The 23,356-nt window shown below is 65.2% G+C and carries 27 protein-coding genes; 12 read left to right on the top strand and 15 right to left on the bottom strand.

Annotated elements, in window-relative coordinates; all coding sequences use genetic code 11:
* Positions 1 to 531, bottom strand: coding sequence for a hypothetical protein (locus ACTX90_RS12575; protein WP_443442174.1), 531 nt, complete (start codon positions 529 to 531; stop codon positions 1 to 3).
* 245 nt (positions 532 to 776) lie between these two features.
* Here ACTX90_RS12575 and ACTX90_RS12570 point away from each other — a divergent pair, with 245 nt between their 5' ends.
* The 7 genes from ACTX90_RS12570 (at position 777) to ACTX90_RS12540 (ending at position 5,330) form a co-directional block, all read left to right on the top strand.
* Positions 777 to 1,061, top strand: coding sequence for a DUF4190 domain-containing protein (locus ACTX90_RS12570; RefSeq protein ID WP_424573114.1), 285 nt, complete (start codon positions 777 to 779; stop codon positions 1,059 to 1,061).
* 144 nt (positions 1,062 to 1,205) lie between these two features.
* Positions 1,206 to 1,481, top strand: a complete 276-nt coding sequence (locus tag ACTX90_RS12565) for a hypothetical protein (RefSeq protein WP_053798548.1) — start codon at positions 1,206 to 1,208, stop codon at positions 1,479 to 1,481.
* Positions 1,482 to 1,583: 102 nt separating this feature from the next.
* Positions 1,584 to 2,030 carry an FAS1-like dehydratase domain-containing protein gene (locus tag ACTX90_RS12560; RefSeq protein ID WP_047119713.1) on the top strand — a complete coding sequence of 149 codons (447 nt, stop codon included), beginning with the start codon at positions 1,584 to 1,586 and terminating at the stop codon, positions 2,028 to 2,030.
* Between the two features lie 2 nt (positions 2,031 to 2,032).
* A complete protein-coding gene (locus tag ACTX90_RS12555) occupies positions 2,033 to 2,473 on the top strand; it encodes a MaoC family dehydratase (RefSeq protein WP_047119712.1) in 441 nt (146 codons plus the stop codon).
* Positions 2,449 to 3,681, top strand: a complete 1,233-nt coding sequence (locus tag ACTX90_RS12550; protein WP_244910886.1) for an MFS transporter — start codon at positions 2,449 to 2,451, stop codon at positions 3,679 to 3,681. Before ACTX90_RS12555 ends, ACTX90_RS12550 begins: the two co-directional genes overlap by 25 nt.
* Positions 3,682 to 3,732: 51 nt before the next feature.
* Positions 3,733 to 4,794, top strand: a complete 1,062-nt coding sequence (locus tag ACTX90_RS12545) for a UDP-N-acetylmuramate dehydrogenase (RefSeq protein WP_443442173.1) — start codon at positions 3,733 to 3,735, stop codon at positions 4,792 to 4,794.
* Positions 4,794 to 5,330 (top strand): GNAT family N-acetyltransferase, encoded by a 537-nt coding sequence (locus tag ACTX90_RS12540; protein ID WP_443444022.1) that lies wholly within the window; start codon positions 4,794 to 4,796, stop codon positions 5,328 to 5,330. Before ACTX90_RS12545 ends, ACTX90_RS12540 begins: the two co-directional genes overlap by 1 nt.
* A gap of 75 nt (positions 5,331 to 5,405) precedes the next feature.
* On the opposite strand, the gene asd is transcribed toward ACTX90_RS12540, so the two are convergent.
* From asd to ACTX90_RS12495, 9 genes are all read right to left on the bottom strand, one after another.
* The gene (gene asd / locus ACTX90_RS12535; RefSeq protein ID WP_443444020.1) at positions 5,406 to 6,488 is read right to left on the bottom strand and encodes an aspartate-semialdehyde dehydrogenase; all 1,083 of its coding nucleotides are present in this window, start codon (positions 6,486 to 6,488) and stop codon (positions 5,406 to 5,408) included.
* Positions 6,489 to 6,636: 148 nt separating this feature from the next.
* Complete coding sequence (locus ACTX90_RS12530) at positions 6,637 to 6,864, bottom strand: NF038396 family protein (protein WP_047119709.1); 228 nt, start codon at positions 6,862 to 6,864, stop codon at positions 6,637 to 6,639.
* A gap of 10 nt (positions 6,865 to 6,874) precedes the next feature.
* Positions 6,875 to 7,450, bottom strand: coding sequence for a dihydrofolate reductase (locus tag ACTX90_RS12525; RefSeq protein ID WP_053798543.1), 576 nt, complete (start codon positions 7,448 to 7,450; stop codon positions 6,875 to 6,877).
* Positions 7,447 to 8,250, bottom strand: coding sequence for a thymidylate synthase (locus ACTX90_RS12520; RefSeq protein WP_424573111.1), 804 nt, complete (start codon positions 8,248 to 8,250; stop codon positions 7,447 to 7,449). The genes ACTX90_RS12525 and ACTX90_RS12520 overlap by 4 nt, the downstream gene beginning before the upstream one ends.
* A 76-nt stretch (positions 8,251 to 8,326) precedes the next feature.
* Complete coding sequence (locus ACTX90_RS12515; RefSeq protein WP_047119706.1) at positions 8,327 to 8,656, bottom strand: GNAT family N-acetyltransferase; 330 nt, start codon at positions 8,654 to 8,656, stop codon at positions 8,327 to 8,329.
* A 156-nt stretch (positions 8,657 to 8,812) separates the two neighbouring features.
* On the bottom strand, positions 8,813 to 9,820 hold the full coding sequence (locus ACTX90_RS12510; protein WP_286163405.1) for an NUDIX hydrolase: 1,008 nt from the start codon (positions 9,818 to 9,820) through the stop codon (positions 8,813 to 8,815).
* Positions 9,820 to 12,036 carry an RNA degradosome polyphosphate kinase gene (locus tag ACTX90_RS12505; protein ID WP_047119705.1) on the bottom strand — a complete coding sequence of 739 codons (2,217 nt, stop codon included), beginning with the start codon at positions 12,034 to 12,036 and terminating at the stop codon, positions 9,820 to 9,822. Before ACTX90_RS12505 ends, ACTX90_RS12510 begins: the two co-directional genes overlap by 1 nt.
* Before the next feature lie 85 nt (positions 12,037 to 12,121).
* Positions 12,122 to 13,078 carry a mycothiol synthase gene (gene mshD / locus ACTX90_RS12500; protein WP_424573110.1) on the bottom strand — a complete coding sequence of 319 codons (957 nt, stop codon included), beginning with the start codon at positions 13,076 to 13,078 and terminating at the stop codon, positions 12,122 to 12,124.
* Positions 13,079 to 13,128: 50 nt separating this feature from the next.
* A complete protein-coding gene (locus ACTX90_RS12495; protein ID WP_053798539.1) occupies positions 13,129 to 13,797 on the bottom strand; it encodes a response regulator transcription factor in 669 nt (222 codons plus the stop codon).
* Positions 13,798 to 13,924: 127 nt separating this feature from the next.
* Between ACTX90_RS12495 and ACTX90_RS12490 the strand changes: the two genes are divergently transcribed.
* From ACTX90_RS12490 to ygfZ, 3 genes are all read left to right on the top strand, one after another.
* Positions 13,925 to 14,665, top strand: coding sequence for a hypothetical protein (locus ACTX90_RS12490; RefSeq protein WP_147407166.1), 741 nt, complete (start codon positions 13,925 to 13,927; stop codon positions 14,663 to 14,665).
* A gap of 269 nt (positions 14,666 to 14,934) precedes the next feature.
* Positions 14,935 to 15,549, top strand: coding sequence for a heme-binding beta-barrel domain-containing protein (locus ACTX90_RS12485; protein ID WP_443442172.1), 615 nt, complete (start codon positions 14,935 to 14,937; stop codon positions 15,547 to 15,549).
* Positions 15,550 to 15,551: 2 nt separating this feature from the next.
* Positions 15,552 to 16,634: a CAF17-like 4Fe-4S cluster assembly/insertion protein YgfZ gene (gene ygfZ, locus ACTX90_RS12480; protein ID WP_183043079.1), complete on the top strand. Its 1,083-nt coding sequence runs from the start codon at positions 15,552 to 15,554 to the stop codon at positions 16,632 to 16,634.
* An 84-nt stretch (positions 16,635 to 16,718) separates the two neighbouring features.
* Here the strand turns inward: ygfZ and ACTX90_RS12475 are convergent, their stop codons facing one another.
* From ACTX90_RS12475 to ACTX90_RS12460, 4 genes are all read right to left on the bottom strand, one after another.
* A complete protein-coding gene (locus ACTX90_RS12475) occupies positions 16,719 to 17,747 on the bottom strand; it encodes a 6-phosphofructokinase (RefSeq protein WP_053798537.1) in 1,029 nt (342 codons plus the stop codon).
* Positions 17,748 to 17,987: 240 nt separating this feature from the next.
* Positions 17,988 to 18,230, bottom strand: a complete 243-nt coding sequence (locus tag ACTX90_RS12470; RefSeq protein WP_047119699.1) for a PspC domain-containing protein — start codon at positions 18,228 to 18,230, stop codon at positions 17,988 to 17,990.
* A 30-nt stretch (positions 18,231 to 18,260) separates the two neighbouring features.
* On the bottom strand, positions 18,261 to 18,509 hold the full coding sequence (locus ACTX90_RS12465) for a hypothetical protein (protein WP_047119698.1): 249 nt from the start codon (positions 18,507 to 18,509) through the stop codon (positions 18,261 to 18,263).
* An 11-nt stretch (positions 18,510 to 18,520) separates the two neighbouring features.
* Positions 18,521 to 19,942 (bottom strand): PspC domain-containing protein, encoded by a 1,422-nt coding sequence (locus tag ACTX90_RS12460; protein WP_113607443.1) that lies wholly within the window; start codon positions 19,940 to 19,942, stop codon positions 18,521 to 18,523.
* A 126-nt stretch (positions 19,943 to 20,068) separates the two neighbouring features.
* Between ACTX90_RS12460 and ACTX90_RS12455 the strand changes: the two genes are divergently transcribed.
* Together ACTX90_RS12455 and ACTX90_RS12450 are read left to right on the top strand one after the other, a co-directional pair.
* A complete protein-coding gene (locus ACTX90_RS12455; protein ID WP_113607442.1) occupies positions 20,069 to 21,340 on the top strand; it encodes an ATP-binding protein in 1,272 nt (423 codons plus the stop codon).
* Positions 21,337 to 22,002, top strand: coding sequence for a LuxR C-terminal-related transcriptional regulator (locus tag ACTX90_RS12450; RefSeq protein ID WP_113607441.1), 666 nt, complete (start codon positions 21,337 to 21,339; stop codon positions 22,000 to 22,002). The genes ACTX90_RS12455 and ACTX90_RS12450 overlap by 4 nt, the downstream gene beginning before the upstream one ends.
* 72 nt (positions 22,003 to 22,074) lie before the next feature.
* Here ACTX90_RS12450 and ACTX90_RS12445 read toward each other — a convergent pair whose 3' ends face one another.
* Positions 22,075 to 23,274, bottom strand: coding sequence for a pyridoxal phosphate-dependent aminotransferase (locus tag ACTX90_RS12445; RefSeq protein ID WP_047119694.1), 1,200 nt, complete (start codon positions 23,272 to 23,274; stop codon positions 22,075 to 22,077).
* Between the last annotated feature and the right edge of the window lie 82 nt (positions 23,275 to 23,356).

The following is a 23,356-nucleotide window of genomic DNA, read 5'->3' as shown; positions in this document are numbered from 1 at the left end:
CTAGGGGGCCGAATCCGCCACGGCTGCGGCTTCGGCTAGGCGTGCCAGCTGCAGATCTTCGATACAGAGCATGAGCACGCTGTTGGGTTTGTTGAAGCAATAGAGTTCAACCCCGCAAGTCCCGACCGTCCACCTTGCCGCGGGCATGGCTTCGGTTCCCCAGGTTTCCGTCGGAGGAGAAAAGTACGTTGACAGTTCCGTCCGGAGCTCGGCGAATTTTCCCAGAACCTGCGCATGCTGTTCCGATGGCTGCGGGTACAGGAATAAGGTGATCAGCACGAGAGAACCCCGGAACGAACTCCAACGAGCATCCACCTCGGCCCCCAACGGAACTTTCAGCACCCAGATGCCTCCGATGTTCTCCTCTGGATCTTCCGTGGGTCGCTGCGGGCTGTGCATGCCCAACGCTTCGAATACGCGAACGCGCTCACCTTCGCTGCGGGGCCATTCGTGGCCGAGGATGCGGCCGATGAATGCGACCACTTCTACCGGTGCCGGTGAGTAGGGCATGCCCTGCATAGGCGCTGTCATACCCGGAGCCTAGCGCGGGTCGGTACATCAAGGCAACGGACGCAGTACTGCAGGGCGAGGCCGCGATCCGATGACGATGGCATAGACGCCCATGGCGCTGACGTCGCCTAGACTCGGTGAATGGGTGACGGGGGAATGCCACGTCGTCGGCGGAATGCCGACCCCAGATGCTGCGCATCCCCACTCCGGCTGAGGTCAAGACCTCAGTTGGCACCTGCACAGATTCCAGAATTGATGGAGGAGACATGGACAAGCGCAACGGCACCCAGGCCTCCGCAAGCTTGCGGGTCAACCGATTGTCGATCATCGCCCTCTGCCTGGCCATTGCCGAAATCCCGGCCCTGATCTTCCTGGGCGGCACTGGCCCGGCGGTTTTCGCGGTAGGTACAGGCCACGTGGCACTGAACCAGATCAAGACGAGAAATGAGCAAGGCGCGAAAGCCGCCATCCTCGCCTTGGCGCTCGGCTACGCGGTGGCGCTGTTCGGGGTCTTCAGCACCCTGCGAGCGCTGCCGTACATCTTCGCCTAGTCGTCTGGGCGGGCGCGCCTTGCCGATGCGTCCTGCTGATGAGTCAGGCCAGATGTCCTTCCATGAACTGGCGGTTGCGGGATGTCAGCAGAAATACCCTTGTACGTCCGCGGTCGCTCCCTGCCCTGAACTAGACTGGTGGGTATGACCAATACGCCTTGGGAGGCGGCCTCCCAGCACTACAAGAAGATCGTCTTTACCGCGATGGGCACCATCGGGCTAGGGATCATCCTGACGATCATCGGTTCAGTCAACCACATTCGACCGGTGCTCTACGTAGCCATCGGACTGCTGGTCATCGGCATGCTCTGCCACGTTGCAGGACTTGTCATTCGCGCCCGGGACGCCCGCAACTGGCGGATCGCCAACGGCCTGGCAACCTCTAAAGCCAAGAAGAACAAGGGCAACGGCGGCAACTAGCCGCACCCCGAAGGTTTCGTGTTCCGCAGAGCTGGGAGCCCCGAGCGGCTGAGCCCTGCGTGGACAGCAATCAACACACAGTCACAAAGTTCAGGAGAACTAATGGGCATCAACCCTGATCTGGTGGGGCGCATCTACCCTGCCGGCGAGTCCTACCAGGTAGGACGAGAGAAGATCCGAGAATTCGCAGCAGCCACCAAGGCCACCTCTCCGGCCCACTACGATGTCGAATCCGCGCGCAAGCTCGGCTTCAACGACGTGGTCGCCCCGCCGACCTTCGCCATCATCGTGGCCCAGCGCGCCGACGCCCAGCTGATCGCTGACCCTGCCTCGGGCATCGACTTCTCCCGCGTGGTGCATGCAGACCAGCGCTTTACCCACCACCGCCCCATCGTGGCCGGCGATGAACTGCTCGCCGAGCTGTACGTGGACCAGATCCGCGAAATGGGCGCCGGGGCCATGATCACCACCCGCGCCGAAATCACCACCGTCGGTGGGGAAAAGATCGCCACCACCGTTTCATCGCTACTGGTTCGAGCTGAGGACTAATCATGATCGCTTTCGACACCCTTGAAAAGGGACAGGTTCTCGGCACCCACACTGTCAACGTCAACCGCGCCGACCTGGTGCGCTATGCCGGCGCTTCGGGGGACTTCAACCCCATCCACTGGAACGAGCGCTTCGCCAAGGAAGTCGAGCTTCCCTCGGTCATCGCCCACGGCATGTTCACCATGGGCGCGGTCATCGATCTGGTCTCCACCTGGGTGGGCAATCCGGGCGCAGTCATCGACTACCAGACCCGCTTCACCAAGCCGGTCGTCGTCGAGGACCCCGAAGGTACCAACCCCTCGGACTTCGAAGGAACCACCATCGAGGTCGAGGGCAAGATCGGTGCCCTGGATTCCCAGGCCCGCACCGCCCGCGTGGACCTGACCGTCTCCGCCAACGGAACCAAGGTATTGCTCAAGTGCCAGGCCGTGGTGCAGCTCTGAACCAGCAACCCGCAGCCGACGTGCCGGTCGCGGTAAAGCACTGGCGCAACTCGTTGATGGCCGCCTACATGGCCAGCGGCCTGCTGCTGGCAACCCTGGTCTCCAGGCTTCCGGCACTGCGCGACGAGCTGGGGCTGGACCACTCGCAGGTCGGCCTGCTGCTGCTCGGAATGAGCGCAGGCTCCTTCCTCTCCGTATCCCTGGCTGGTCACCTGGTGATGCGTTTCGGCGCCACCAACGTCATGCGCTACGGCGCACTGATTGCAGGTCTCGCGCTCATGGGCGTCGGCTCCACCTCGGGACTGCTGCACTCAAGCATGCTGACCGCGACGGTGCTCTTCTGCCAGGGGCTTGGAGCCGCCTCGTGGAACGTCGCCTCGAACATCCAGGGCGCGGCCATGGAACGGGCACTGGGACGCAGCGTCATGCCTGCCCTGCACGGGTTCTTCTCCGTGGGTACAGTTCTCGGCGCCGGAATCGGCGCCGGCGCCGCAGCGGTCGCGCTGCCGCTGCAACTGCACTACGGGGTCATGGGCATCTTGATCATCGCCACGGTGCTGTATTCGACCCGTTTCTACGGGGAAGACCGGAGCCGGGCCTCGAAGGATTCGAAGTTCAAGGGGCATTCGCTGCTGAGCACCTGGAAGGAGCCGCAAACGGTCCTGCTGGGCGTGCTGGTGCTGGGCATGGCGCTCGCCGAAGGCGCGGCCGGAGACTGGGTGGCCTTGGCCCTGGCCGATGGCTACGGGACCACCGAAGCCACCGGCGCGCTGGGCTACGCGGCCTTCGTGACTGCCATGACGCTGACCCGATTGCTGGCCGGGGACCTGATCCTGCGTATGGGGCGGGTTTGGATGATCCGGGCCAGCGCCATCGCCGCGCTAGTGGGCCTGCTGATCTTCGCGTTCGGAGACAACCTGCCATTGGCTTTCGTGGCGCTGGCCGTGTGGGGCATGGGTGTTGCCCTGACCTTCCCGCTGGCCATGAGCGCCGCATCGGATGACCCGGAACACGCGGCAGCCCGCGTGGCAGTGGTTTCTACCATCGGCTACGCGGCATTCCTGGGAGGTCCGCCGCTGCTGGGCCTGCTGGCCGGGGCTATCGGCCTGCTGCCTGCACTCGGCTGCATCTCGATCCTGGTTGTCGTGGCGTTCCTGCTGTCGAAGAACGCCGCAGGCTATCCGCGCCAGCCCGAGTCCGCCAGCTAGATCCGCCCGAATCAACGTATTTCCAGAGACAAATCGAAAGATAGTAGTTCAATGCTGAAGAACATGACCACCACGGCTGTTGGCGGCGACGCTGCGCGCACCGTGACCGCGTCCACCGAAGCCGAGCTGATTGCGGCGATCACCGCCGCGGACAACGCCGGCGAGGACATCCTGTTCATCGGCGGCGGCTCGAACCTGGTTATCTCGGATGAGGGCTTCTCGGGCACCGTCATCCGCATCGCCACGCGCGGCCTGGTTGTCGAGGAACAGGACGGCGGGCTGGCGCTGCTGCGCGCCGCGGCCGGCGAGAACTGGGACGCCACGGTCGAGTACTCTTTGGCCGAAGGCCTGAGCGGACTCGAAGCCCTCTCCGGGATCCCCGGCTGTGCCGGTGCCACCCCGGTGCAGAACGTCGGCGCCTACGGAGCGGACGTCTCCCAGACCTTGGCCTGGGCCCGCGTCTGGGACCGCACCGCGCAGGAGATCCTGCAGCTGTCGAACGAGGACCTGGCGTTCGCCTACCGTGATTCGCTGATCAAGCGCACCAGCACCCACGGTTCGCCCCGGTACGTGGTACTGGAAGCCGCGTTCCTGCTCAAGCGCGGCAACGAGTCGGCGCCGATCCGCTATGCTGAGTTGGCCCGCCGCCTGGGCGTCGACGCCGGCCAGGGCGCGGATGCAGCGCTGGTTCGGCAGACGGTTCTGGAACTGCGTCGGTCCAAGGGCATGGTCTATGACCCGCAGGACCCGGACTCGCATTCAACCGGCTCCTTCTTCACCAACCCGATAGTCGACGCGTCGGTGCTGGAGCAGCTGCCGCACAACGCTCCGAACTACCCGGTCGAGCAGGCCGGAATGGTCAAGTTGTCGGCCGCCTGGCTGATCGACCAGGCAGGTTTCGGCAAGGGCTACGGGCTGGAGGGGACCGACGGGTTCCAGATCGCCGGGGGACGGGCCTCGCTGTCCACCAAGCACACCTTGGCCATTACGAACCGGGGCACCGCCAGCGCGGCTGACATCCTGGCCATCGCCCGCGCAGTGCGCGCCGGGGTTGCCGAGCGCTTCGGCATCACGCTGGTCAATGAGCCGCTGCTGATCGGCATCAGCTTGTGATGAACCTGCTGGGTTTGCGCAAGCTCGTCGAGGCGGATATCGACCTGCTTGAACAGCATTTCCAGTCCGCGGCCGGAGCCGGGGACGAGCAATGGTTTGGCTTCTGGAACACCGCCGGGCTGCGCCAACGGCTGGCCCAGGACCAGTTCATCGGCCAGCAGGACGGTGCCCTGGCCATTGCGCTGGGAGAGCAAACGGTGGGCAAGGTGGACTGGTTTACCTCGACCAGCTGGGGCCGGGCCAATACCTCGGCTTGCTGGGAGATCGCCATCGGCGTGTTCGACGGTCACCGCGGCGCCGGCATTGGCACCAAGGCACAGGCACTGCTGGTGGATTACCTGTTCACGCACTACCCACGCCACCGGATCCAAGCCACGACCGCCGTGGAAAACACGGCCGAGCAACGATGCCTGGAATCGCTGGGTTTTGTGCAAGAGGGAAGAATCCGCCAGGCACAGTGGCGGGATGGAGCCTGGCACGACCAGCTGCTGTACTCCGTGCTGCGCGAAGAATGGGAACAGCGCGCCATCAGCTAGCCTCGAGAGAAAAATCGCCAGGTCCAGACAGCATCAGCTGTCTGGACCCGGCGATTTTCAGTTTTCAGGGTTTTGCTACAGGCGGCCCTGTGCGATGGCCAGCATGCGGCGCAGCGGCTCCGCGGCGCCCCAGAGCAGCTGGTCGCCCACGGTGAAGGCGGAGATGTACTCCGGGCCCATCTCCAGCTTGCGGATGCGGCCGACCGGGATGTCCAGGGTGCCCGAGGCGGCCACCGGAGTCAGCTGCTCCATAGTCGCTTCCTTCTCGTTCGGCACGACCTTGGCCCACTCGTTGTCCTCGGCCAACAGCGACTCGATCTCGGAGACCGGCAGGTCTTCCTTCAGCTTCAGGGTCAGCGCCTGCGAGTGCGACCGCATGGCGCCGATGCGCACGCACAGTCCGTCCATGGCGATGTGGCGGCTACCGGAGGTCTGCAGGATCTTGTTGGTCTCCGCGCCGGCCTTCCACTCCTCGCGGGACTGGCCGTTGCCCAGATCCGAATCGATCCACGGGATCAGCGAACCGCCCAGCGGCACGCCGAACTGTGCGGCGTCCAGGCCGCCGCGCTGGGTTTCAAGCACCTTGCGGTCGATCTCCAGGATGGCGCTGGCCGGGTCTGCAAGCTCGTCCGCGACCGAGGCGTTGATGTCGCCGAACTGGGTCAGCAGCTCGCGCATGTGGCGGGCGCCGCCGCCGGAGGCCGCCTGGTAGGTCATGGAAGTGCCCCACTCGACCAAGTTGTTCTTGAACAGCCCGCCCAGGCCCATGAGCATGCAGGAAACGGTGCAGTTGCCGCCCACGAAGTCCTTGACGCCGGCAACCAGCGACTGGTCGATGACGTTGCGGTTGATCGGGTCCAGCACGATCACCGAGTCGTCGTTCATGCGCAGGCTCGATGCGGCATCGATCCACAGTCCGTCCCAGCCGGCCTTGCGCAGCTCGGCGTGGACCTTGGTAGTGTAGTCGCCGCCCTGGGCGGTCACGATTATCGGCAGCTTGGCCAGCGTCTGGATGTCGAAAGCATCCTGTAGCGGGCCGGCGCCCTCGGCGAATGCGGGGGCCTGGCCGCCGGCATTCGACGTCGAGAAGAAGACCGGGTCGATCTGCGCAAAGTCGCCCTCGTCGAGCATGCGCTGCATGAGCACGGAACCGACCATGCCACGGTAACCTACAAAACCAACAGATGAAGTCATACCTCAATGGTAGGGCTGAATTACGTTATTATCCCGGTTCGTTACAGCGCTTAAAGCAGAATCACACCCAAGCCCCAGAAGGGCCGGGTGTGATTCTGCAGCAGCAAAAGTTCTACTTTTCCTCAAGCAACAGCTTGCGGTTCTTGATGGCCCAGAACGCTGCGTAGAGGAACACCTGGGTCGGGACGAACAGCAGGATCACGCCGAAGATCTTGTGGCCGCCGAGCACCATGAAAAACCCGAGCACCGCGACAACCAGCGCGAGCAGCGGGAAAAGCATGTAGCCGAGGACGAACAGGGCATCTGAGTGCTGTTTGAGATCAGCGAGGTATTTTTTCATGGGATGTTAACTAGTCCTTTTCGCGGATCCAGGTTTCAAAACGGTAGCGGGTGCCGGTACCGGACTTGTGCCATTGGTTCTCCGGTCCATCCAGTCCCGGGTCGCTGAGCCCCAGGGCAAAGTCCTCGGGGAGCTGCGGCGCGCTGGTATCTCCCTGGACCTCCAGATCGAGCTTGGTGATCACTGCCAGGTCCAGCAGCTGAAGCGATTGGGCGTAGACCTTGCCTCCGCCGATGATCCAGATTTCCCGGCTGCCCTCACAGGTCTTGGCCAGGGCCAGGGCTTCGCCGAGGTCCGCGACCGGCAGCGCACCGGCATCGCGCAGCGCCTGGTGCGACTCGGCGCGGGTGGTCAGCACGATGTTGCTGCGTCCGGGCAGCGGCCGGAACTTTGGCGGAAACGACTCCCAAGTGGCGCGGCCCATGATGACCGGATGGCCGGCGGTGATCCTCTTGAAATGGGCTAGGTCTTCCGGGACATGCCAGGGCATGGTTCCCTGGTTGCCGATGATTCCGTTGTCCGCCTGGGCCCAGATGGCGCCAACCAGCGGCGTGAGGTCGGCGGTGTGGCGCGGTTCAGGCGTCATACGGCGACGGTCCCCTTGATGGTTGGGTGGTGCTTGTAGTCGTTGACCACGAAGTCTTCCAGAGTGTAGTCGAAGACTGACTCCGGCTTGGACGCGAAGTCGAGCGTCGGGTACGGGTACGGCTCGCGGGAGAGCTGTTCGCGCACCTGCTCCAAGTGGTTGGTATAGATGTGCACGTCGCCGCCGGTCCAGATGAACTCACCCGGTTCCAGGTCCAGCTGATGGGCGAGCATGCGGGTCAGCAGCGCGTAGGAAGCGATGTTGAACGGCACGCCGAGGAACATGTCGGCGCTGCGCTGGTACAGCTGGCAGGACAGCTTGCCGTCGGCCACGTAGAACTGGAAGAAGACATGGCAGGGCGGCAATGCCATGTTCTCGATTTCGGCGACATTCCAGGCCGAGACGATGTGGCGGCGGGAATCGGGGTTGCTGCGCAGCGAGTCGACCAGCTGGGAGATCTGGTCGATCTGCCCGCCTCCGGGGGTGGGCCATGAGCGCCACTGGACGCCGTAGACCGGCCCCAGTTCGCCGTCCTCATCAGCCCATTCGTTCCAGATGCGCACGCCCTGGTCCTGGAGCCACTTCACGTTGGACTCCCCGCGCAGGAACCACAGCAGTTCTGCAGCGACCGAGCGGAAATGCACGCGCTTGGTGGTGATCAGCGGGAAGGAATCGGCCAGGTCGAAGCGGATCTGGCGGCCGAAGACCGACAGCGTGCCGGTTCCGGTGCGGTCTTCCTTGGCGGCGCCGTTCTCCAGAACGTCGCGAAGCAGGTCTTCGTATGGGGTAGGAATGCTCACCCCACCAGTTTAGTCCACCGGCGAACGGCGCCGGAGGTCCCGTGGCGTATCCCACGACGCCCCGGATAACGAAGCTTCAGCCCTTGACGACCATGCCCTGGTACTCCGGGTAGCGGCGCAGGTAGTCCTGCACGTAGCTGCACTCGGGAACGATCTTGACGCCCTCGTTGGCCAGCCGGTCCAGTACCAGCGTCACCAGCGCCCGGGCGTAGCCGCGGCGGCCGAATTCCTCGTTGACGATGGTGTGCTGGATGGTGACCACGTCGTCTTCGCGGTGGTAGCCGATGAAGCCGACATAGGTGGATCCGTGCCACAGCGAGAAACGCCCGCGGTCTTCGTCATGGTCCAGGCGCAGACCCTGGTGCACGATCTTCTCAACCGGTTGCTGGGGCTGATTTGCACTCATGGTTTGGCCTTTCTCTGGGTGACAAGAGCCACTCGGGATTCTTATTAAACAGTCATAGTCGCATTTGTGCGCAGATGCAACGACGGGCATCCTCGCGGCGTGAGGAGCCGGGGATGCCCGTCCGCCGGGTGCGGTGCAGCGGCGCCGGCGGTGGTGTCAGTCGTGATACGGGGTATGGACTTCCAGGGAGATGATCCGCGGATTCGCGCCGGGTATCTGGTGCGCCACGATCACCCCTCCGGGATCGAGGAAAGGATCCTTGGCGGGGAGCACCTCGGCGATGGTCGCCGAGGTGCTGCCCTTGAGGACCTTCAGTACCGTGGGAAGCACCGGCCGGTGCGTGCACAGCACCTGGGAGCGGTTCTTGTCCAGGAGTTTCTGCACCGCCTTCGCAGCCCGCTTCGGGTGCCGCGTGGCCGCATGCTCGGTGACCGCCCGCACGGAGCTGAGCTTCAGCTGGTTCGCCGTGACGTAGGGCGCGACGGTCTGCACGCAGCGCATCCACGGCGAAGACGCGACATGCCCCGGGGCCCAGGCTTCCAGCAGTCGCGAGACCGCCTGGGCCTGGCGGCGCCCGGTGGCCGCCAGCGGGCGGTCGCCTTCGGCACGGGTCCACTTGCTGCGCGGCTTGGCCTTTGCGTGGCGGACCAGGATGAACGGCTTGGCCTCCAGATGGCCGGCCTTGTGGGCGGCGAGCAGGTCCTGCAGCGGCGCGGCGTCCGAGGGGTTGGTCAGCATGCCGATGGCCTGCTTGGGGGAGACCCAGCGGACCTCGTCGCATTCGGAGCCGTCCGGGATGACCTCGGCTTCGTGGTGCGTGGCGGCCGCCCAGTAGTAGACGACCTTGGCGCGCTGCTTCACCGAGTACGCGGTGGCCGCCAGCGGCAGGCCGAGCGTGATCTGCAGCCCGATCTCCTCGTGGACTTCGCGCACCGCGCATTCGGCGATGGCTTCGCCGTCGTCCAGCTTGCCCTTGGGCCAGGACCAGTCGTCGTACTTGGGCCGGTGGATGACCAGCACCCGCAGCTTGCCGTGCTCCAGCCGCCACGGGATGGCCCCCGCGGCGATGATGTCGAAGTGGCCCAGGCGGATTTCCTCGGCATCGGATGAACGATGCAGTTCCAGCACCCGGTCAAGGGCGCGTTGGACATTCGAATCGGCCACTAGCTGTTTCGCCCGCTATTTCGCCGCTGGGCGTGGTCCTGGATGAGCCAGAACTGGACATCGGAGAGCGGGTTGCCGTCCTCGTCCTTGTAATGCCGGTCCCACTTGCCGTCCGAGTGCAGATGCCAGGAGGAGGTCCCGTCGTCCATGTAGCGTTCCAGCAGGCTGATCATTTCCTCGATGTCCTCCGGCTGCCCCAGGGAGACCAGGGCCTCCACGCGGCGGTCGAGGTTGCGGTGCATCATGTCGGCCGAGCCGATGTACACGATCGGGTTCCCTGCGTTGGCGAAGGTGAACACGCGGCTGTGCTCCAGGAAGCGGCCGAGGATCGAGCGGACCCGGATGTTCTCGCTCAGCCCCGGGACGCCCGGGCGCAGGGCGCAGATGCCGCGCACGATCACGTCGACCTTCACCCCGGCCTGGCTGGCGCGGTACAGCGCGTCGATGATCGCCTCGTCGACAATCGAATTGACCTTGATGACCACCTTGGCGTCGACCCCGGCCTGGGCGTTGCGCACTTCCTGCTCGATGTGCGCCAGCAGCCCGGTGCGCACCGAACGCGGGGCGACCAGCAGACGCTTGTAGGTGGAGCGCGGGGCGTAGCCCGAGAGCTGGTTGAACAGCTTCGAGACGTCCTCGCCGACCTCCTCGTCGCAGGTCAGCAGCCCGAAGTCCTCGTAGTAGCGCGCGGTGCGCGGGTGGTAGTTTCCGGTACCGATGTGGCAGTAGCGGCGCAGCTTGTCGCCTTCGCGGCGCACCACCAGGGAGAGCTTGGAGTGGGTCTTCAGGCCCACGATGCCGTACACCACGTGCACACCCGCCTGTTCCAGCTTGCGCGCCCAGGAGATGTTCGCCTGCTCGTCGAAGCGGGCCTTGATCTCCACCAGCGCCAGCACCTGCTTGCCTGCTTCGGCCGCGTCGATCAGCGCATCGACGATCGGCGAGTCGCCGGAGGTGCGGTACAGGGTCTGCTTGATGGCCATAACCTTCGGATCCGCCGCGGCCTGCTCCAGGAAGGCCTGGACCGAGGTGGAGAAGGAATCGTAGGGGTGGTGCAGCAGGATGTCGCGGCGGCGTACGGCGCCGAACACGTTGGCTGCCTTGGCGGTTTCCGACTCGTTCAGGAACCGTGAGGTGTGCCCCATGTGCTTGGGGTAGTGCAGCTCGGTGCGGTCCAGCGAGGCGATGACGCCCAGGCCGCGCAGGTCCAGCGGGGCGGGCAGCTTGAAGACCTCGTCCTCGTCGATACCCAGCTCCCGGGAGAGCAGGTCCATGATCTGCGGGTTGATGTCGTCAACCACCTCCAGGCGCACCGGAGGGCCGAAGCGGCGGCGTAGCAGCTCCTTTTCCAGGGCCTGCAGCAGGTTCTCGGCGTCGTCTTCCTCGACTTCCAGGTCCTCGTTGCGGGTGACGCGGAAGAAGTGGTGCTCCACGATTTCCATGCCCGGGAACAGCTGCTCCAGGTGCACGGCGATCAGGTCCTCCAGCGCGATGAAGCGTGCGGCGCGGTGCGAGGAGTGGGCGGCGCGCGGGCCGTCTATGCTGACCAGGCGGTCGATGGTGTCAGGCACCTTCAGGCGGGCGAACAGCTCCTTGCCGGTCAGCGGGTTGCGCACCACCACGGCCAGGTTCAGCGACAGGCCGGAGATATAAGGGAAGGGGTGGGCCGGATCCACCGCCAGCGGGGTGAGGATCGGGAAGACCTGGGCCATGAACCACTCGGAGAGCAAGCTCTGCTCGGAGGCCGAGAGCTCGTCCCAGCCGGTGATGCGGATGCCGTGCGTGGCGAGGTCGGGGGAGACCGACTCCGAGTAGACCCTTGCATGGCGGGTCTGCAGCTCGTGCGCCGAGTTCAGCAGCAATTCGAGCTGGTCCACCGGGTTCATCCCGTTGGCCGCCGGGACGGCCAGGCCGGTCACGATGCGGCGCTTCAGGCCGGCGACGCGCACCATGAAGAACTCGTCCAGGTTGGAGGCGAAGATCGAGAGGAAATTGACGCGTTCAAGCAGCGGCAGGTCGACGTCCTCGGCCAGTTCCAGCACCCGCGCGTTGAAATGCAGCCAGCTCAGTTCCCGGTCGAGGAACCGCTCGTTCTCGAAACCCCCGTCCGGATGGAGGTCGGGCAGGAGTCCTGCCGGTTCGATCCGGTCTTCATTGACCTTGGATGAAGGGACATCCCTCAGTTGTGCCGGGGGCTGCTTGGGGGTGGTTGTCATCTGCTGAACTCACTTCTTCCTGCAGGTGGAGGCCATCTTCACCGTCGGCTGGCAGTCCGGGAAAATCCCGGACTGCCATGCGCTATCAGTCTATCTGTTCGGGGCCGTACATGATGTCTGCGGACCATAGCGTGAAGCCGAGCGACCGGTAGAGCTTGACTGCCGCCTCGTTCTCGGCGTCCACGTACAGCAGCACCGACCCGACCCCCTGCTCCAGAAGGTAGTTGATGCCCACAGTAGTCAGCGCGCGGCCCAAGCCCAGGCCCTGCGCCTCGGGAACCACGCCGACCACGTAGACCTCGCCCATCGGGCGGATGTCGTCGGCGCCCGCCGGATGGATCTTGGTCCAGTGGTAGGCGATGAGCTGGTCTTCCGGGTCGAAGGCCAGGAAGAAGCCCTGCGGGTCGAACCAGCTCTCGTTCATGCGCGCATCGAGATCGGACAGGGTCAGCGAACCCTGTTCCGGATGGTGCGCGAAGGACTTGGCATTGGCTTCAAGCCAGGCCGACTCGTCCTCGCCGACGCGGAAGCTGCGCAGCGTCAGCCCGCGCTGCAGCGGCGTCTCTTCCAGAGAGTCGGTGCCTTCGCGGCGCATCCGGTACAGCTCGCGGTTGCGCGACAGGCCGATCGAATCGGCCAGCTTGCGGGCCGCTGCGTGGTCGCCGTGCGCCCAGGTCAGGATCTGGCTCAGATCCAGTTGTTCGCCCAGCCTCTGCAGCAGCTGGCGGCCGATGCCGTGGTTGCGGAACTGGGGGTGGACCACCAGTTCGACGATCCAGCGCCGGGATATCGGGTCGTCGATCGCGACGATGACGCCGCTGAGCTGGGCTTCGGTTCCCTCGCCCGACGAGGCCAGCAGCGTGATGACGTTCTTGCCGGAGGTTTCCGAGCCCAGTGCGACCAGCGTCTGGTCGCTCAAGGGCGGATTGCCGTCCTCCTGCAGCGCGGCGGCGGCCAGGTCTCGGACCTCGGCCAGCGAACTCTGTTCCAGCTCGCCGAGGACCTTCTGAATGGACACAGTTTTCTGGGGCAGCTCGTTCATGCTCTCAGGTTATCCGCTGGATGACCTGACCCGCCAGAGGCCCTGTCATGTTAGGCCTCGTTGTGGAACCGGTAGCCGACATTTCGCACGGTGCCGATCAATTGTTCGTGGTCGGTGCCCAGTTTCGCGCGCAGCCGCCGCACGTGCACGTCCACGGTGCGGGTGCCCCCGTAGTAGTCGTATCCCCATACCTCGTGCAGCAGCTGCTCGCGGGTGAATACCCGGCCCGGGAACTGCGAGAGGTACTTGAGCAGCTCGAATTCCTTATAGGTGAGGTCCAAGATCCGCTGGTCGATCTTCGCGGTGTAGCTCAGCTCGTCGATGCGCAGCCCGGAGCGGTTCTGCGGCGCTTCCGCCGGGGCGGCGGGCTCCGGCACGGCGGAGAGGAGCAACCGGATGCGGGCCTCCAGCTCGGCGGGGACCGCCGTGGGCAGGATGAAGTCCGCGGCATGCCATTCGGAGTTCAGGATGCTCAGCGCGCCCTCGCTGGCCACCAGCAGCAGCGGAAGCTTCAGCGTTGCATGGATGACCTGCGCCAGCGAGCGGGCCGCCACCAGTTCGGTGCGGGCATCGAGGATGACCGCGTCGCATTCGGAAACCTGGCTCAGGGACTGCGTTTGCGCCGGGAGGCACTGGATCTGATGCAGTAGTAGTTCGAGCGCCGGAAGCACTTCAGCTTCGGACTGTCCGTTGTTCGTCAGGAGCAGCAGGTTCGCCACAGCGGTCTTCCTCCTGCCAGATAGATGCGAGAAAATCGTTTTTACGTGTCAAAGTATAGAGAATGGAAGAGTCTAAGCTCGCATGTGAAGTCACAAGTGCGCATAAATTACCGTCAGGAATTCTGGTTTGAGGATCAAGGTATTAATAAGCGGTCTGCTGGCTTCGGCCCTGCTCCTGGGAGCGGCCAGCCTTCACTCCGTCGAATGGGCGATGGGCGCTGTCGCGGTCATATTGCAGCTCGCGTTCGCCTACACCTGGCCCCGGCTAATCCGCGCTGAAGCGCCATGGCCGCTGACGGTCATCCTGGCCGTGTGCTCGCTCGCCTCGACCGCGGCGGTGCTGTTCATGCCGGGCGTGTCGCCGATGTCCCATGGCGTCGAAGTCATTGCGGTGGGCGTGCTGCTGGTGTTCATCAGCCAGGTGCTGCGCGGGGCCGAAGCCGAGGGCCGCATGGCCGGCACGGTCAGCGGCATCACCGGCGTGGTCATGGCGGTTCTCGGTTCGGCCTGGGCCGCCGCCGGAACCGTGAACTTCGGGTTCGCGCTGACCCTGGTCACCGTCATCGGGCTGGCCGGGGCCGGCCTCGTAGCGATGACGCGGTTGCCCAACCGCATCACCATGTTCCTGGCGCCGCTGGTATCGCTGGTGCTCGGCGCCATCGCCACCGCGCTGCCGCTGGGGATGCACATTGTTGAAGGCGTGGTGCTGGGCCTGCTGGTGGGAATCCTGGTCAGCGCCCTGCGCGCCCTGGCGCTGTCCACGCGCAGCGTGCGGAACCTGACCGGCGTGCTGGGCCTGTCCAGCGGGATCGTCCTGCTCAGCGGTGCCGCCAGCTGGTACGCCCTGGATTTGATGGTTTTCAGCTAGCGGATCGCACCGCTTGCAGCACCGAAGCCCGGGCTGCGTCACGCAGGTCGCGGTTCATGCAAAGCTCGCGCTAAGATGAAGCCATGAATGATAACTTCCTTGCACTCGAAATTTTCTTCCAGGCTCTCGTGGTCATCGCCGGACTGGGAATGGCGGGCTTCGCCGGACTGGTCGTCAAGCGTCTTTTCCAGGGCCAGAAGTAGCAAACAGCGCACACAATAGCGTGTGCGCTGTTTTTGTTTCACCAACGACTAAGGAGCGAGTGGTCCATGGCATTTGCGCTACCGACTGACCTCACCCCGGAACTGGTGCCTTTCGCCTGGCTCATTGGAACCTGGGAAGGCATGGGGCGCCTTGGAGAAGGCGAAGCTGAGGACGAATATTTCTGGCAGCAGGCCACCTTCAGAGACGTCGGCGGCCCCTACCTCGAATACCGCAGCGAATCCTGGCTCACCGACGCCGAAGGCAACAAATTGCGTCTGCTTACCGTGGAGACCGGTTTCTGGTCCCTGGATCGTGAGCAGCTCGAAGCCGATGCCGGTCCCGGCATGATTCCGGGCGACGTGTTCCCGGTGCTGCGTTCGGCGGATGACGTGCAGCAGCTGCACACCAAGGACGGATTCAAGATCCAGGCGCATATCGTGCAGCCCGGCGGCATCTCGGAACTGTACTACGGCCTGATCGATGGTCCACGTGTCCAGCTGGCCACCGAAGGGCTGCTGCGCAGCAAGAACGCCAAGCAGTACGCCTCCTCAACCCGCATCTACGGGTTGGTCAACGGTGAACTGTTCTGGCGCTGGGACGTGTCCATGGGGAATCTGGAACTCAAAGCCCACGCGTCAGCCGCGCTGAAGCGTGTTGCCGCGGATGAATCAACGAAGTAGCCATGACTGAAACTTATCGTTCCCAGCTGCTGCAGCGCGATGGCGCCGTGGAAGCCGGGGGAGTGGACGCAGGGGTTGCCGCGCACTACGGCGCGCCGACCCGCGAAGCCCGACGATTGTTCGAGGGCGAAGCCATCGCCGACCTGTCGCATTTCGATGTCCTGGAAATCACCGGAGTCGATCGTCAGAGCTGGCTGAACACCCTGAGCACCCAGCAGACCACCGCGCTCAAGCCGGGAGACAGCAGCCAGGCGCTGCTGCTCTCCATCCAGGGGCGCATCGAGCATGAGATGAAGGTGCTGGTCGACCAGGAGCGCCTGCTGCTGATCGTCGAGCCCGGCAGTGGACCGGCGCTGGCGGAGTTCTTGAACTCCATGCGCTTCATGCTCCGCGTCGAGGTCAACGACCTGTCCGCCACCCACGGGGTGCTTGCGGCCACCCGCCGCATTCCCACCGCAGGCGAGCTGGTCTGGACCGATCCGTGGCCTGGAGTCGCCGAGGGCGGCTGGGCCTACTCGCGGGACGAGCACCCGGGCGCCGAGCGCCCGTGGCTGCTGCATGTCATCGAGCTGGAGAAGCTCGGCGAGGCGGTGGGCGAGGAGCAGCTGGCCGGCATGATGTCGGTGGAGGCCCTGCGCATCGCCGCCTGGGAGCCGCGCTTCGGGGCGGAGATCGACGACAAGACGATCCCGCATGAGCTGGACTGGCTGCGCACCTCGGTGCACCTGAACAAGGGCTGCTACAAGGGCCAGGAAACAGTAGCCCGCGTGCACAACATCGGGCACCCGCCGCGCCGCATCGTGTTCCTGGACCTGGACGGCTCCATGCACACGCTGCCGGCTTCGGGGGCCGAGATCAAGCTCGGCGACCGGGTTGTCGGCAAGGTGACCTCCGCGGCGCTGCACTACGAAGCAGGGCCGATTGCGCTGGGCGTCATCAAGCGCAACGTGGACCCCGGCGAAGTGCTCAGCGTGGTGGATGGAGACAGCGTCTACCCCGCCAGCCAAGAAGTCATCGTGACCCCGGACGCCGGACAGGTGGCCGGGCGATTCACCGGATTCCTGCGCACGCCGCCCGCCAAATAGGAGGCCGGCGAAGCAGCACGAGCCGTGAAGTCTTCAGGGACTCCACGGCTCGTGCGTCGTTTAAGACGTTGCAGGCGCGACGGGTCAGCCGAAGAGGATCTTCGCCTCGTTGTAGCGCTCCATCGGCACCCGCTTGAGGTTGTTCAGGGCCGCGCGCATCGGCACGCGGTTGATCTTGGTTCCGTGCAGCGCCACCATGGTGCCCCACGCCCCGTCGACGACCGAATCCACTGAGGCCATGCCCAGCCGGGTGGCCAGCACCCGGTCGAAGGCGGTGGGCACCCCGCCGCGCTGGATGTGGCCCAGCACGGTGGCGCGGGTCTCGATGCCGGTGCGCTCCTCGATCAGCGGGGCGAGCATCTCGCCGATGCCGCCCAGCCTGGCGCGGCCGAAGGTGTCAAGGCCGCGCACGGAGAAAGCCTCTTCCATGCCTTCGGGCACGAAGCCCTCGGCGACGACGATCAGCGGCGCGCGGCCGCGGTCGTGGGCCTCGTTGACCCACTGGCAGATCTGCTCCATGGTGGTGGAGACCTCGGGGATCAGGATGGCGTGGGCGCCGGAGGCCATGCCGGCATGCAGCGCGATCCAGCCCACGTGCCGGCCCATCACCTCGGCGACCATGCAGCGGTGATGCGAATCTCCGGTGGTGCGCAGCCGGTCGATGGCCTCCACGGCGATCTGGTTCGCGGTGTCGAAGCCGAAGGTGTAGTCGGTGGCGTCCAGGTCATTGTCGATGGTCTTGGGCACGCCCACGATCGGCAGCCCGGCCTCGCACAAGCGCTGCGCGCCGGCGAGGGTGCCCTCGCCGCCGATGGCGATCAGCGCGTCCACGCCGTTGTCCTTGAGCACTGCGGCGATGTTCTGCGGTCCGCCGTTTTCGCCTTCGAAGGCGTTGGTGCGGGAAGTGCCCAGAATGGTGCCGCCCTGCTTGGAGATGCCGCGCACCGCGGTGCGCGGCAGCTCGAAGAAGTCGCCTTCCTTCACTCCGCGCCAGCCGTCGCGGAAGCCGACGAATTCATGGTCGTAGCTCTTGATGCCGTTGAGCACGGCACCGCGGATCACTGCGTTCAGGCCCGGGCAGTCGCCGCCCGAGGTCATGATTCCAATGCGCATTTACCCTCACTTGGTCATGATGGGACATAACCTGCGGCGGTGCGTGGGGGACGGGAAAATCGCTTGCCCCGTGGGGCAGCGCTGCAGGCAATCCATCTGGATGTCATTCGATATCCGCGCGCCATTGAGCATCGAGTTTGAAAAATAGTCTACGTGCTTAAGCCCACAAGGGCGAGTTTGCGGACCATGGGAGATCCGCAAACACGCCCCGGGTTGCTGCGCCGCCTCAGGCGGTGCCGGCTAGAACTTCCTGAGCCATTTCTGCAGGATGATGCTGTCGTCCTGGGCCGGGATGAGCAGCCAGGCCACGATGTAGGCGCCGATGCCGAGCACCGGCAGCAGGAACGAGACCAGCATGATGATGCGCACGATGGTGACATCCCAGCCGAACTTGTCGGCCAGTCCGCCGGCTACGCCGCCGGCCATGCGGGCCGGGCCGCGGCGCAGCGGGATTGATCGGATCGAGTTGAAGAACTTGTCCATGTTCGGGCTCCTGGTTTTCGGGTTGGAAGACTAGTAGTTGGGGTTGGCAGGGGGTGGAAGCTCGTCATCGCGGTTGCCGCGCTTCATGGCTGAAGCGATGCCGGAAACGATCATCACGATACCTGCCAGGGCGATCAGCGAGATGAAGAACAGCGGGGTGTCCAGCGTCCAGTCGAAGATCGTGTTGCTCAGCGAGACCACGGCGACCACAACGAGAATGAGTCCGAAGACCAGGGTTCCGGTGGGGAACTTGGTCTCCCGGGTTGGTTTGGAATTCATGTGTCCATTCCTTAGAACTGCGGATTGGTGGCGTTGCCGGGGCCGGTGGATACCGTTGACTCGAAGCTGGAGAACACTCCGTCGATGTCCACGGTGAGGGTCGGTGCGTCGGCCGGCAGCTGGCGCAAGTCCTGGGGCAGCTGGCCCTCGAGGTCCGAGATGAAGACCCCGTCGCTCTTGATCTTGACCGGAACATTGTCAGGGAGTTTCAGTTCCAGCTTGGAGAAGACCGAGGAGACGTCAACGGTGGTATCCGAGGTGATGTCCTGCTTGTCGGTCAGGTCCAGGGTTGAGTTGCTGAAGACGGCGCTGTACGAATGGTCCGAACCATCGGTATGCACCATCGACTGGTGGCCCGACGCGAGGTTGCTTCCGCCGAAGATGACGGTCAGCACCAGCAGCGGAATGGCCAGCCCCAGCAGGCCCCCGCTGGTGCGCTTGGTGGCGGAGATGAGGATCAGGCTCAGACCCACCAGAAGCAGCCCGCAGGCCAGGGCGACGGACCAGCCGTTGCCGGGCAGCTCCACGACGTTCAGGTAGTCGATGCTGAGCACCGCGGCGATCACCAGGACAGTCAGGCCCACGATGGTGGTGGCGATCCAACCCGGTACCGGAGGGGCCAGCCGCGCCCGGCGGGCTTCCTTGGCCTGCTTCGACGGGTTGGGCCGCGGCGGGTAGGCCTGGTGCTCGAACGGGGTGGTGTAGTCCGCGTCCGGCCGCGAGGTGGAGGCCGAGCCCTCCTGCGGTCCGGAGGGACCCGGTTTCTCAGATTCCATGGTGTGCTCCTCAGAAGCCGAAGTGGATGTCTGCGTGAAGTCGAACTGATCGGCGCCGGCAGGTTCATGCCCCGGAACACTTGCCTGCGCGCTGAAAGACGTGTTTTCCGAACGCCAGGTTTTTTCAACCACGGTGCCGGTCAGGGTTTCCCCTGAGCCCTGGGCCGTGTGTTGCGTGGTCCCGGCAGGTGATGAATCCTCCGGGGCCGGGCGGTAGGTAGCGCCGGGCCGCGAGCCGTCGTATTTGGTGTTGCGGCGCTTGAAGATCAGGAAGACGATGGCCGCGACGATGGCGATGGGCCACAGGATCGGGGCCAGCGAGTCCAGGAACCAGGGAGCGGGGAAGATACCGAGCACCACGGTAATGAGCGCGCCGGTCATGCCGCTGGTCCATTCCTTGTTGATGGCGCGTTCCAGGTGGATCCGGTCCTCGGTGTCCGGCAACAGCGCCCAGGCGATGCCGTAGAGCACCAGTCCCACGCCGCCGAGGATGCTCAGGGCCACCAGCACGCCGCGCACCAGCACCACGTCGATGCCGAAGCGCTCGGCGATGCCCGCGGCGACGCCACCGATCCATTTGGATTCCTGGCGGACGATCTTCAGCTTGCGCATCTGGGCGAAGAATTTGTCTTCATGGCCCGGGCTCTGGTTCCTCATGCTTCAATTCTGGTGCAGAGGGAGCCGTACCCGCTATGAGGGGCTACCCTGATTTGTCCCTAGGGGTGCCCCCGGTTGTGCCCAGAACGCGGCGGAACCCGGCGATTCCATGCTTGACTTAGAAGCATGGCAACCCCTGAACAGCGAAAATTCATCGTGCGCAGCGAGAACCGGTTCATTGCCGGCGTCTGCGGGGGACTGGCCGAGCACCTGAACGTCCCGGTCAGCTATGTGCGCCTGGCATTCCTGGCGCTCAGCGCGCTGGGCGGCGTGGGCTTGCTGCTGTACGGGTGGCTCTGGGTCTTCACCCCCAGCGCGGACGAAACCCAGGCCGACGAGTTGCGTTCCTGGGGCGCCAAGAACCGCACCCTGGCCGAGGAGATGGCCCGTGTGCAACAGGGCCTGTTCAGCGGCCGGGAGAACGCGGTGTCGCTGAGCCGCTGGCGGGACGCGCTGATCGGTGCGGGCCTGCTCGCGCTGGCGGTCCTCGCCCTGGGCCAATGGGCAGGCTGGAACTTCCGCTGGGACCTGATCTGGCCGGTGATCGGCATCCTCGGCGGCATCCTGCTGGCCTGGATGCAGATCGACCGCAGCGCGGTGCAGCCGGACCGCAAGATCAACGCCACCCTGGTCATCCGGCTGGCCCTGGGCCTGGTGCTGGTGGTCGGCGGGCTGCTGGCCATCCTCAGCGGCACCGTGGCGGTGGCTGACCTGCTGGGCGGGTTCTGGGCGGCCCTGGCGATCATCGCCGGCGCCGTGGTGGTGCTGCTGCCCTGGGGCGCGAAGCTTTGGCGCGACTACCTGGCCGAGCGCAGCAACCGGCAGGCCACCGCGCAGCGCGCGGAATTCGCCGCGCACCTGCACGACTCGGTGCTGCAGACCCTCGCGGTGATCCAGAAGCGCAGCGAGGAGCCGGCCGCGGTGCGGACCCTGGCCAGGGTGCAGGAGCGCGAGCTGCGCCAGTGGCTCTACGGGGAACAGCACCTGGACGCCGAAGACGTGGTGGTCGAGATCCAGAACGAGGCGGAGAGCATCGAGCAGCTGATGCTGCGCGACATCGACGTGGTGGCCGTGGGCAACGGCCAGGGGTTCGCCGGGCAGCAGGCGCTGGTGGCCGCCAGCCGGGAAGCCATGATGAACGCCGCGAAGCACGCCGAGGGCAAGATCTCGGTATATGTCGAATGCTCGCCGGCGCAGGTCGAGGTGTTCATCCGCGACCGCGGCGCCGGGTTCGACCTCGGCTCGATCCCCGAGGACCGGCACGGGGTGCGCGAATCCATCCTCGGGCGCATGGAACGCGCCGGCGGGGCCGCGCGCATCCGCAGCGGCCAGGACGGCACCGAAGTACAGTTGAGCATGCCGCGTGGCACTGAGCAGGAAGAACAGAGGGCATCATGAGTGAAACCACCGAACAGACCTACCGGGTGGTGCTGGTTGACGACCACGCCATCTTCCGTTCCGGGCTGCGCGCGGATCTTGCCGCGGACCTGCAGATCGTGGGCGAAGCCGGCAGCGTGGAGCAGGCCATCGAGGTGATCGAGCGCGAGCGCCCGGACGTGGTGCTGCTGGATGTCCACCTGCCTGGCGGCCGGGGCGGCGGGGGCGCGGAGGTGCTTGCCTCCTGCGCGCACCTTTTCTCCCAGACCAAGTTCCTGGCGCTGAGCGTTTCGGACTCGGCGCAGGACGTGGTGCTGGTAATCCGCTCCGGTGCGCGCGGGTACGTCACCAAAAGCGTTTCGGGCCAGGAGATCTCGGATGCGGTACGCCGGGTGGCCGGGGGAGACGCGGTGTTCTCCCCGCGCCTTGCAGGCTTCGTGCTCGACGCCTTCGGCTCCTCGGTGGCGTCGGGGCAGATCGACGAGCAGCTGGACCTGCTCACGGACCGCGAGCTGCAGGTCATGCGGCTGATCGCCCGGGGCTACAGCTATAAGGAAGTGGCCAAGGAGCTGTTCATTTCGATCAAGACCGTCGAATCGCACGTCTCCAACGTGCTGCGCAAGCTGCAGCTGTCCAACCGCCATGAGCTGACCCGCTGGGCCGTGGAGCGCAAGATCCTCTAGATGCCGGAAACCAGACAAGCCGAGGCGCCACCCTTTCCAGGTTGGCGCCTCGGCTTGTGTGGTGTTGGAAACCTACTTGGCTTCGCCCAGCAGCTTGATCATGCGGTCGACACCTTCGGCCAGATCAGCGTCGCCCAGTGCATACGACATCCGGATGTAGCCCGACGGGCCGAATGCCTCGCCCGGAACCACGGCGACCTCGGCCTGCTCCAGGATGAAGGCGGCCAGCTCGGCGCTGGTGTTGTTCACGACGCCGCGGATCTCGCGGCCCAGCAGGCCGCGGACATCCGAGTAGGCGTAGAAGGCGCCGTCCGGGGTCGGGCAGTGCAGGCCGTCGATGGTGTTCAGGCCCTCGACGATGGCCAAGCGGCGGCGGTTAAAGGCGGTCTTCATCTCGTTCACGGCATCCAGCGGACCTGCCACGGCGGCCAGCGCGGCGCGCTGCGACACGTTGGCGACATTCGAGGTCGCGTGCGACTGCAGGTTGGTGGCGGCCTTGATGACGTCGTTCGGGCCGATCATCCATCCCACGCGCCACCCGGTCATCGCATAGGTCTTGGCTACGCCATTGAGCACGACCACGCGGTCTTCGAGCTCCGGCACCAGGGTGGCGATGGAGCTGAACTGCGCATCGCCGTAGGTCAGGTGCTCGTAGATCTCATCGGTGACAACCCACAGGCCGTGCTCCGCGGCCCACAGGCCGATCTCCCGGACCTGCTCCGGGGTGTAGACGGCGCCGGTCGGGTTGGACGGGGAAACGAAGAGCAGGATCTTGGTGCGCTCGGTGCGCACGGATTCCAGCTGCTCCACGGTGACCTTGTAGCCCTGCTCCGGGCCGGCAAAGATCTCCACCGGCTTGCCGCCGGCCAGCTGGATGGCTTCAGGGTAGGTGGTCCAGTACGGAGCCGGGACGATGACCTCGTCTTCGGGATCCAGCAGCGCGGCGAAGGTGTTGTACACGGCCTGCTTGCCGCCGTTGGTGATCAGGACCTGGGAAGGGGCGACCTCGTAGCCAGAATCTCGCAGGGTCTTCGCTGCTACGGCTTCACGTAGCTCGGGAAGTCCGCCGGCAGGAGAGTAGCGGTGGTTCTTCGGATCGCGGGCTGCCTGCACGGCTGCCTCGACGATGTAATCCGGGGTTGGGAAGTCAGGCTCACCAGCGCCGAATCCGATGACCGGGCGTCCTGCGGCCTTCAGGGCCTTGGCCTTGGCGTCAACGGCGAGGGTTGCGGATTCGGAAATTGCGCCGATGCGGCGAGAGATTCTAGACATGGAAGATTTCGTCCTGAAGTCAACGATGGTTGGTGATGCTTCTAGTCTAGATCCCGCGGGCGCGCTTCCCGCGCCGAACTGG

Source organism: Glutamicibacter soli, assembly GCF_052322135.1.
Taxonomy (GTDB): Bacteria; Actinomycetota; Actinomycetes; order Actinomycetales; family Micrococcaceae; genus Glutamicibacter; species Glutamicibacter soli.
This window is presented reverse-complemented; position numbering and strand designations above follow the sequence as displayed.

Coding starts and splice junctions, on each gene's coding strand:
- ACTX90_RS12485 (WP_443442172.1), top strand. CDS start 14,935: ATGGCATTTGCGCTACCGACTGACCTCACCCCGGAACTGGTGCCTTTC.
- ygfZ (WP_183043079.1), top strand. CDS start 15,552: ATGACTGAAACTTATCGTTCCCAGCTGCTGCAGCGCGATGGCGCCGTG.
- ACTX90_RS12475 (WP_053798537.1), bottom strand. CDS start 17,747: ATGCGCATTGGAATCATGACCTCGGGCGGCGACTGCCCGGGCCTGAAC.
- ACTX90_RS12555 (WP_047119712.1), top strand. CDS start 2,033: ATGATCGCTTTCGACACCCTTGAAAAGGGACAGGTTCTCGGCACCCAC.
- ACTX90_RS12565 (WP_053798548.1), top strand. CDS start 1,206: ATGACCAATACGCCTTGGGAGGCGGCCTCCCAGCACTACAAGAAGATC.
- ACTX90_RS12505 (WP_047119705.1), bottom strand. CDS start 12,036: ATGACAACCACCCCCAAGCAGCCCCCGGCACAACTGAGGGATGTCCCT.
- ACTX90_RS12450 (WP_113607441.1), top strand. CDS start 21,337: ATGAGTGAAACCACCGAACAGACCTACCGGGTGGTGCTGGTTGACGAC.
- ACTX90_RS12445 (WP_047119694.1), bottom strand. CDS start 23,274: ATGTCTAGAATCTCTCGCCGCATCGGCGCAATTTCCGAATCCGCAACC.
- ACTX90_RS12455 (WP_113607442.1), top strand. CDS start 20,069: ATGGCAACCCCTGAACAGCGAAAATTCATCGTGCGCAGCGAGAACCGG.
- ACTX90_RS12540 (WP_443444022.1), top strand. CDS start 4,794: ATGAACCTGCTGGGTTTGCGCAAGCTCGTCGAGGCGGATATCGACCTG.
- ACTX90_RS12525 (WP_053798543.1), bottom strand. CDS start 7,450: ATGACGCCTGAACCGCGCCACACCGCCGACCTCACGCCGCTGGTTGGC.
- ACTX90_RS12460 (WP_113607443.1), bottom strand. CDS start 19,942: ATGAGGAACCAGAGCCCGGGCCATGAAGACAAATTCTTCGCCCAGATG.
- ACTX90_RS12530 (WP_047119709.1), bottom strand. CDS start 6,864: ATGAAAAAATACCTCGCTGATCTCAAACAGCACTCAGATGCCCTGTTC.
- ACTX90_RS12465 (WP_047119698.1), bottom strand. CDS start 18,509: ATGAATTCCAAACCAACCCGGGAGACCAAGTTCCCCACCGGAACCCTG.
- ACTX90_RS12470 (WP_047119699.1), bottom strand. CDS start 18,230: ATGGACAAGTTCTTCAACTCGATCCGATCAATCCCGCTGCGCCGCGGC.
- ACTX90_RS12545 (WP_443442173.1), top strand. CDS start 3,733: ATGCTGAAGAACATGACCACCACGGCTGTTGGCGGCGACGCTGCGCGC.
- mshD (WP_424573110.1), bottom strand. CDS start 13,078: ATGAACGAGCTGCCCCAGAAAACTGTGTCCATTCAGAAGGTCCTCGGC.
- asd (WP_443444020.1), bottom strand. CDS start 6,488: ATGGTCGGTTCCGTGCTCATGCAGCGCATGCTCGACGAGGGCGACTTT.
- ACTX90_RS12560 (WP_047119713.1), top strand. CDS start 1,584: ATGGGCATCAACCCTGATCTGGTGGGGCGCATCTACCCTGCCGGCGAG.
- ACTX90_RS12575 (WP_443442174.1), bottom strand. CDS start 531: ATGACAGCGCCTATGCAGGGCATGCCCTACTCACCGGCACCGGTAGAA.
- ACTX90_RS12570 (WP_424573114.1), top strand. CDS start 777: ATGGACAAGCGCAACGGCACCCAGGCCTCCGCAAGCTTGCGGGTCAAC.
- ACTX90_RS12515 (WP_047119706.1), bottom strand. CDS start 8,656: ATGAGTGCAAATCAGCCCCAGCAACCGGTTGAGAAGATCGTGCACCAG.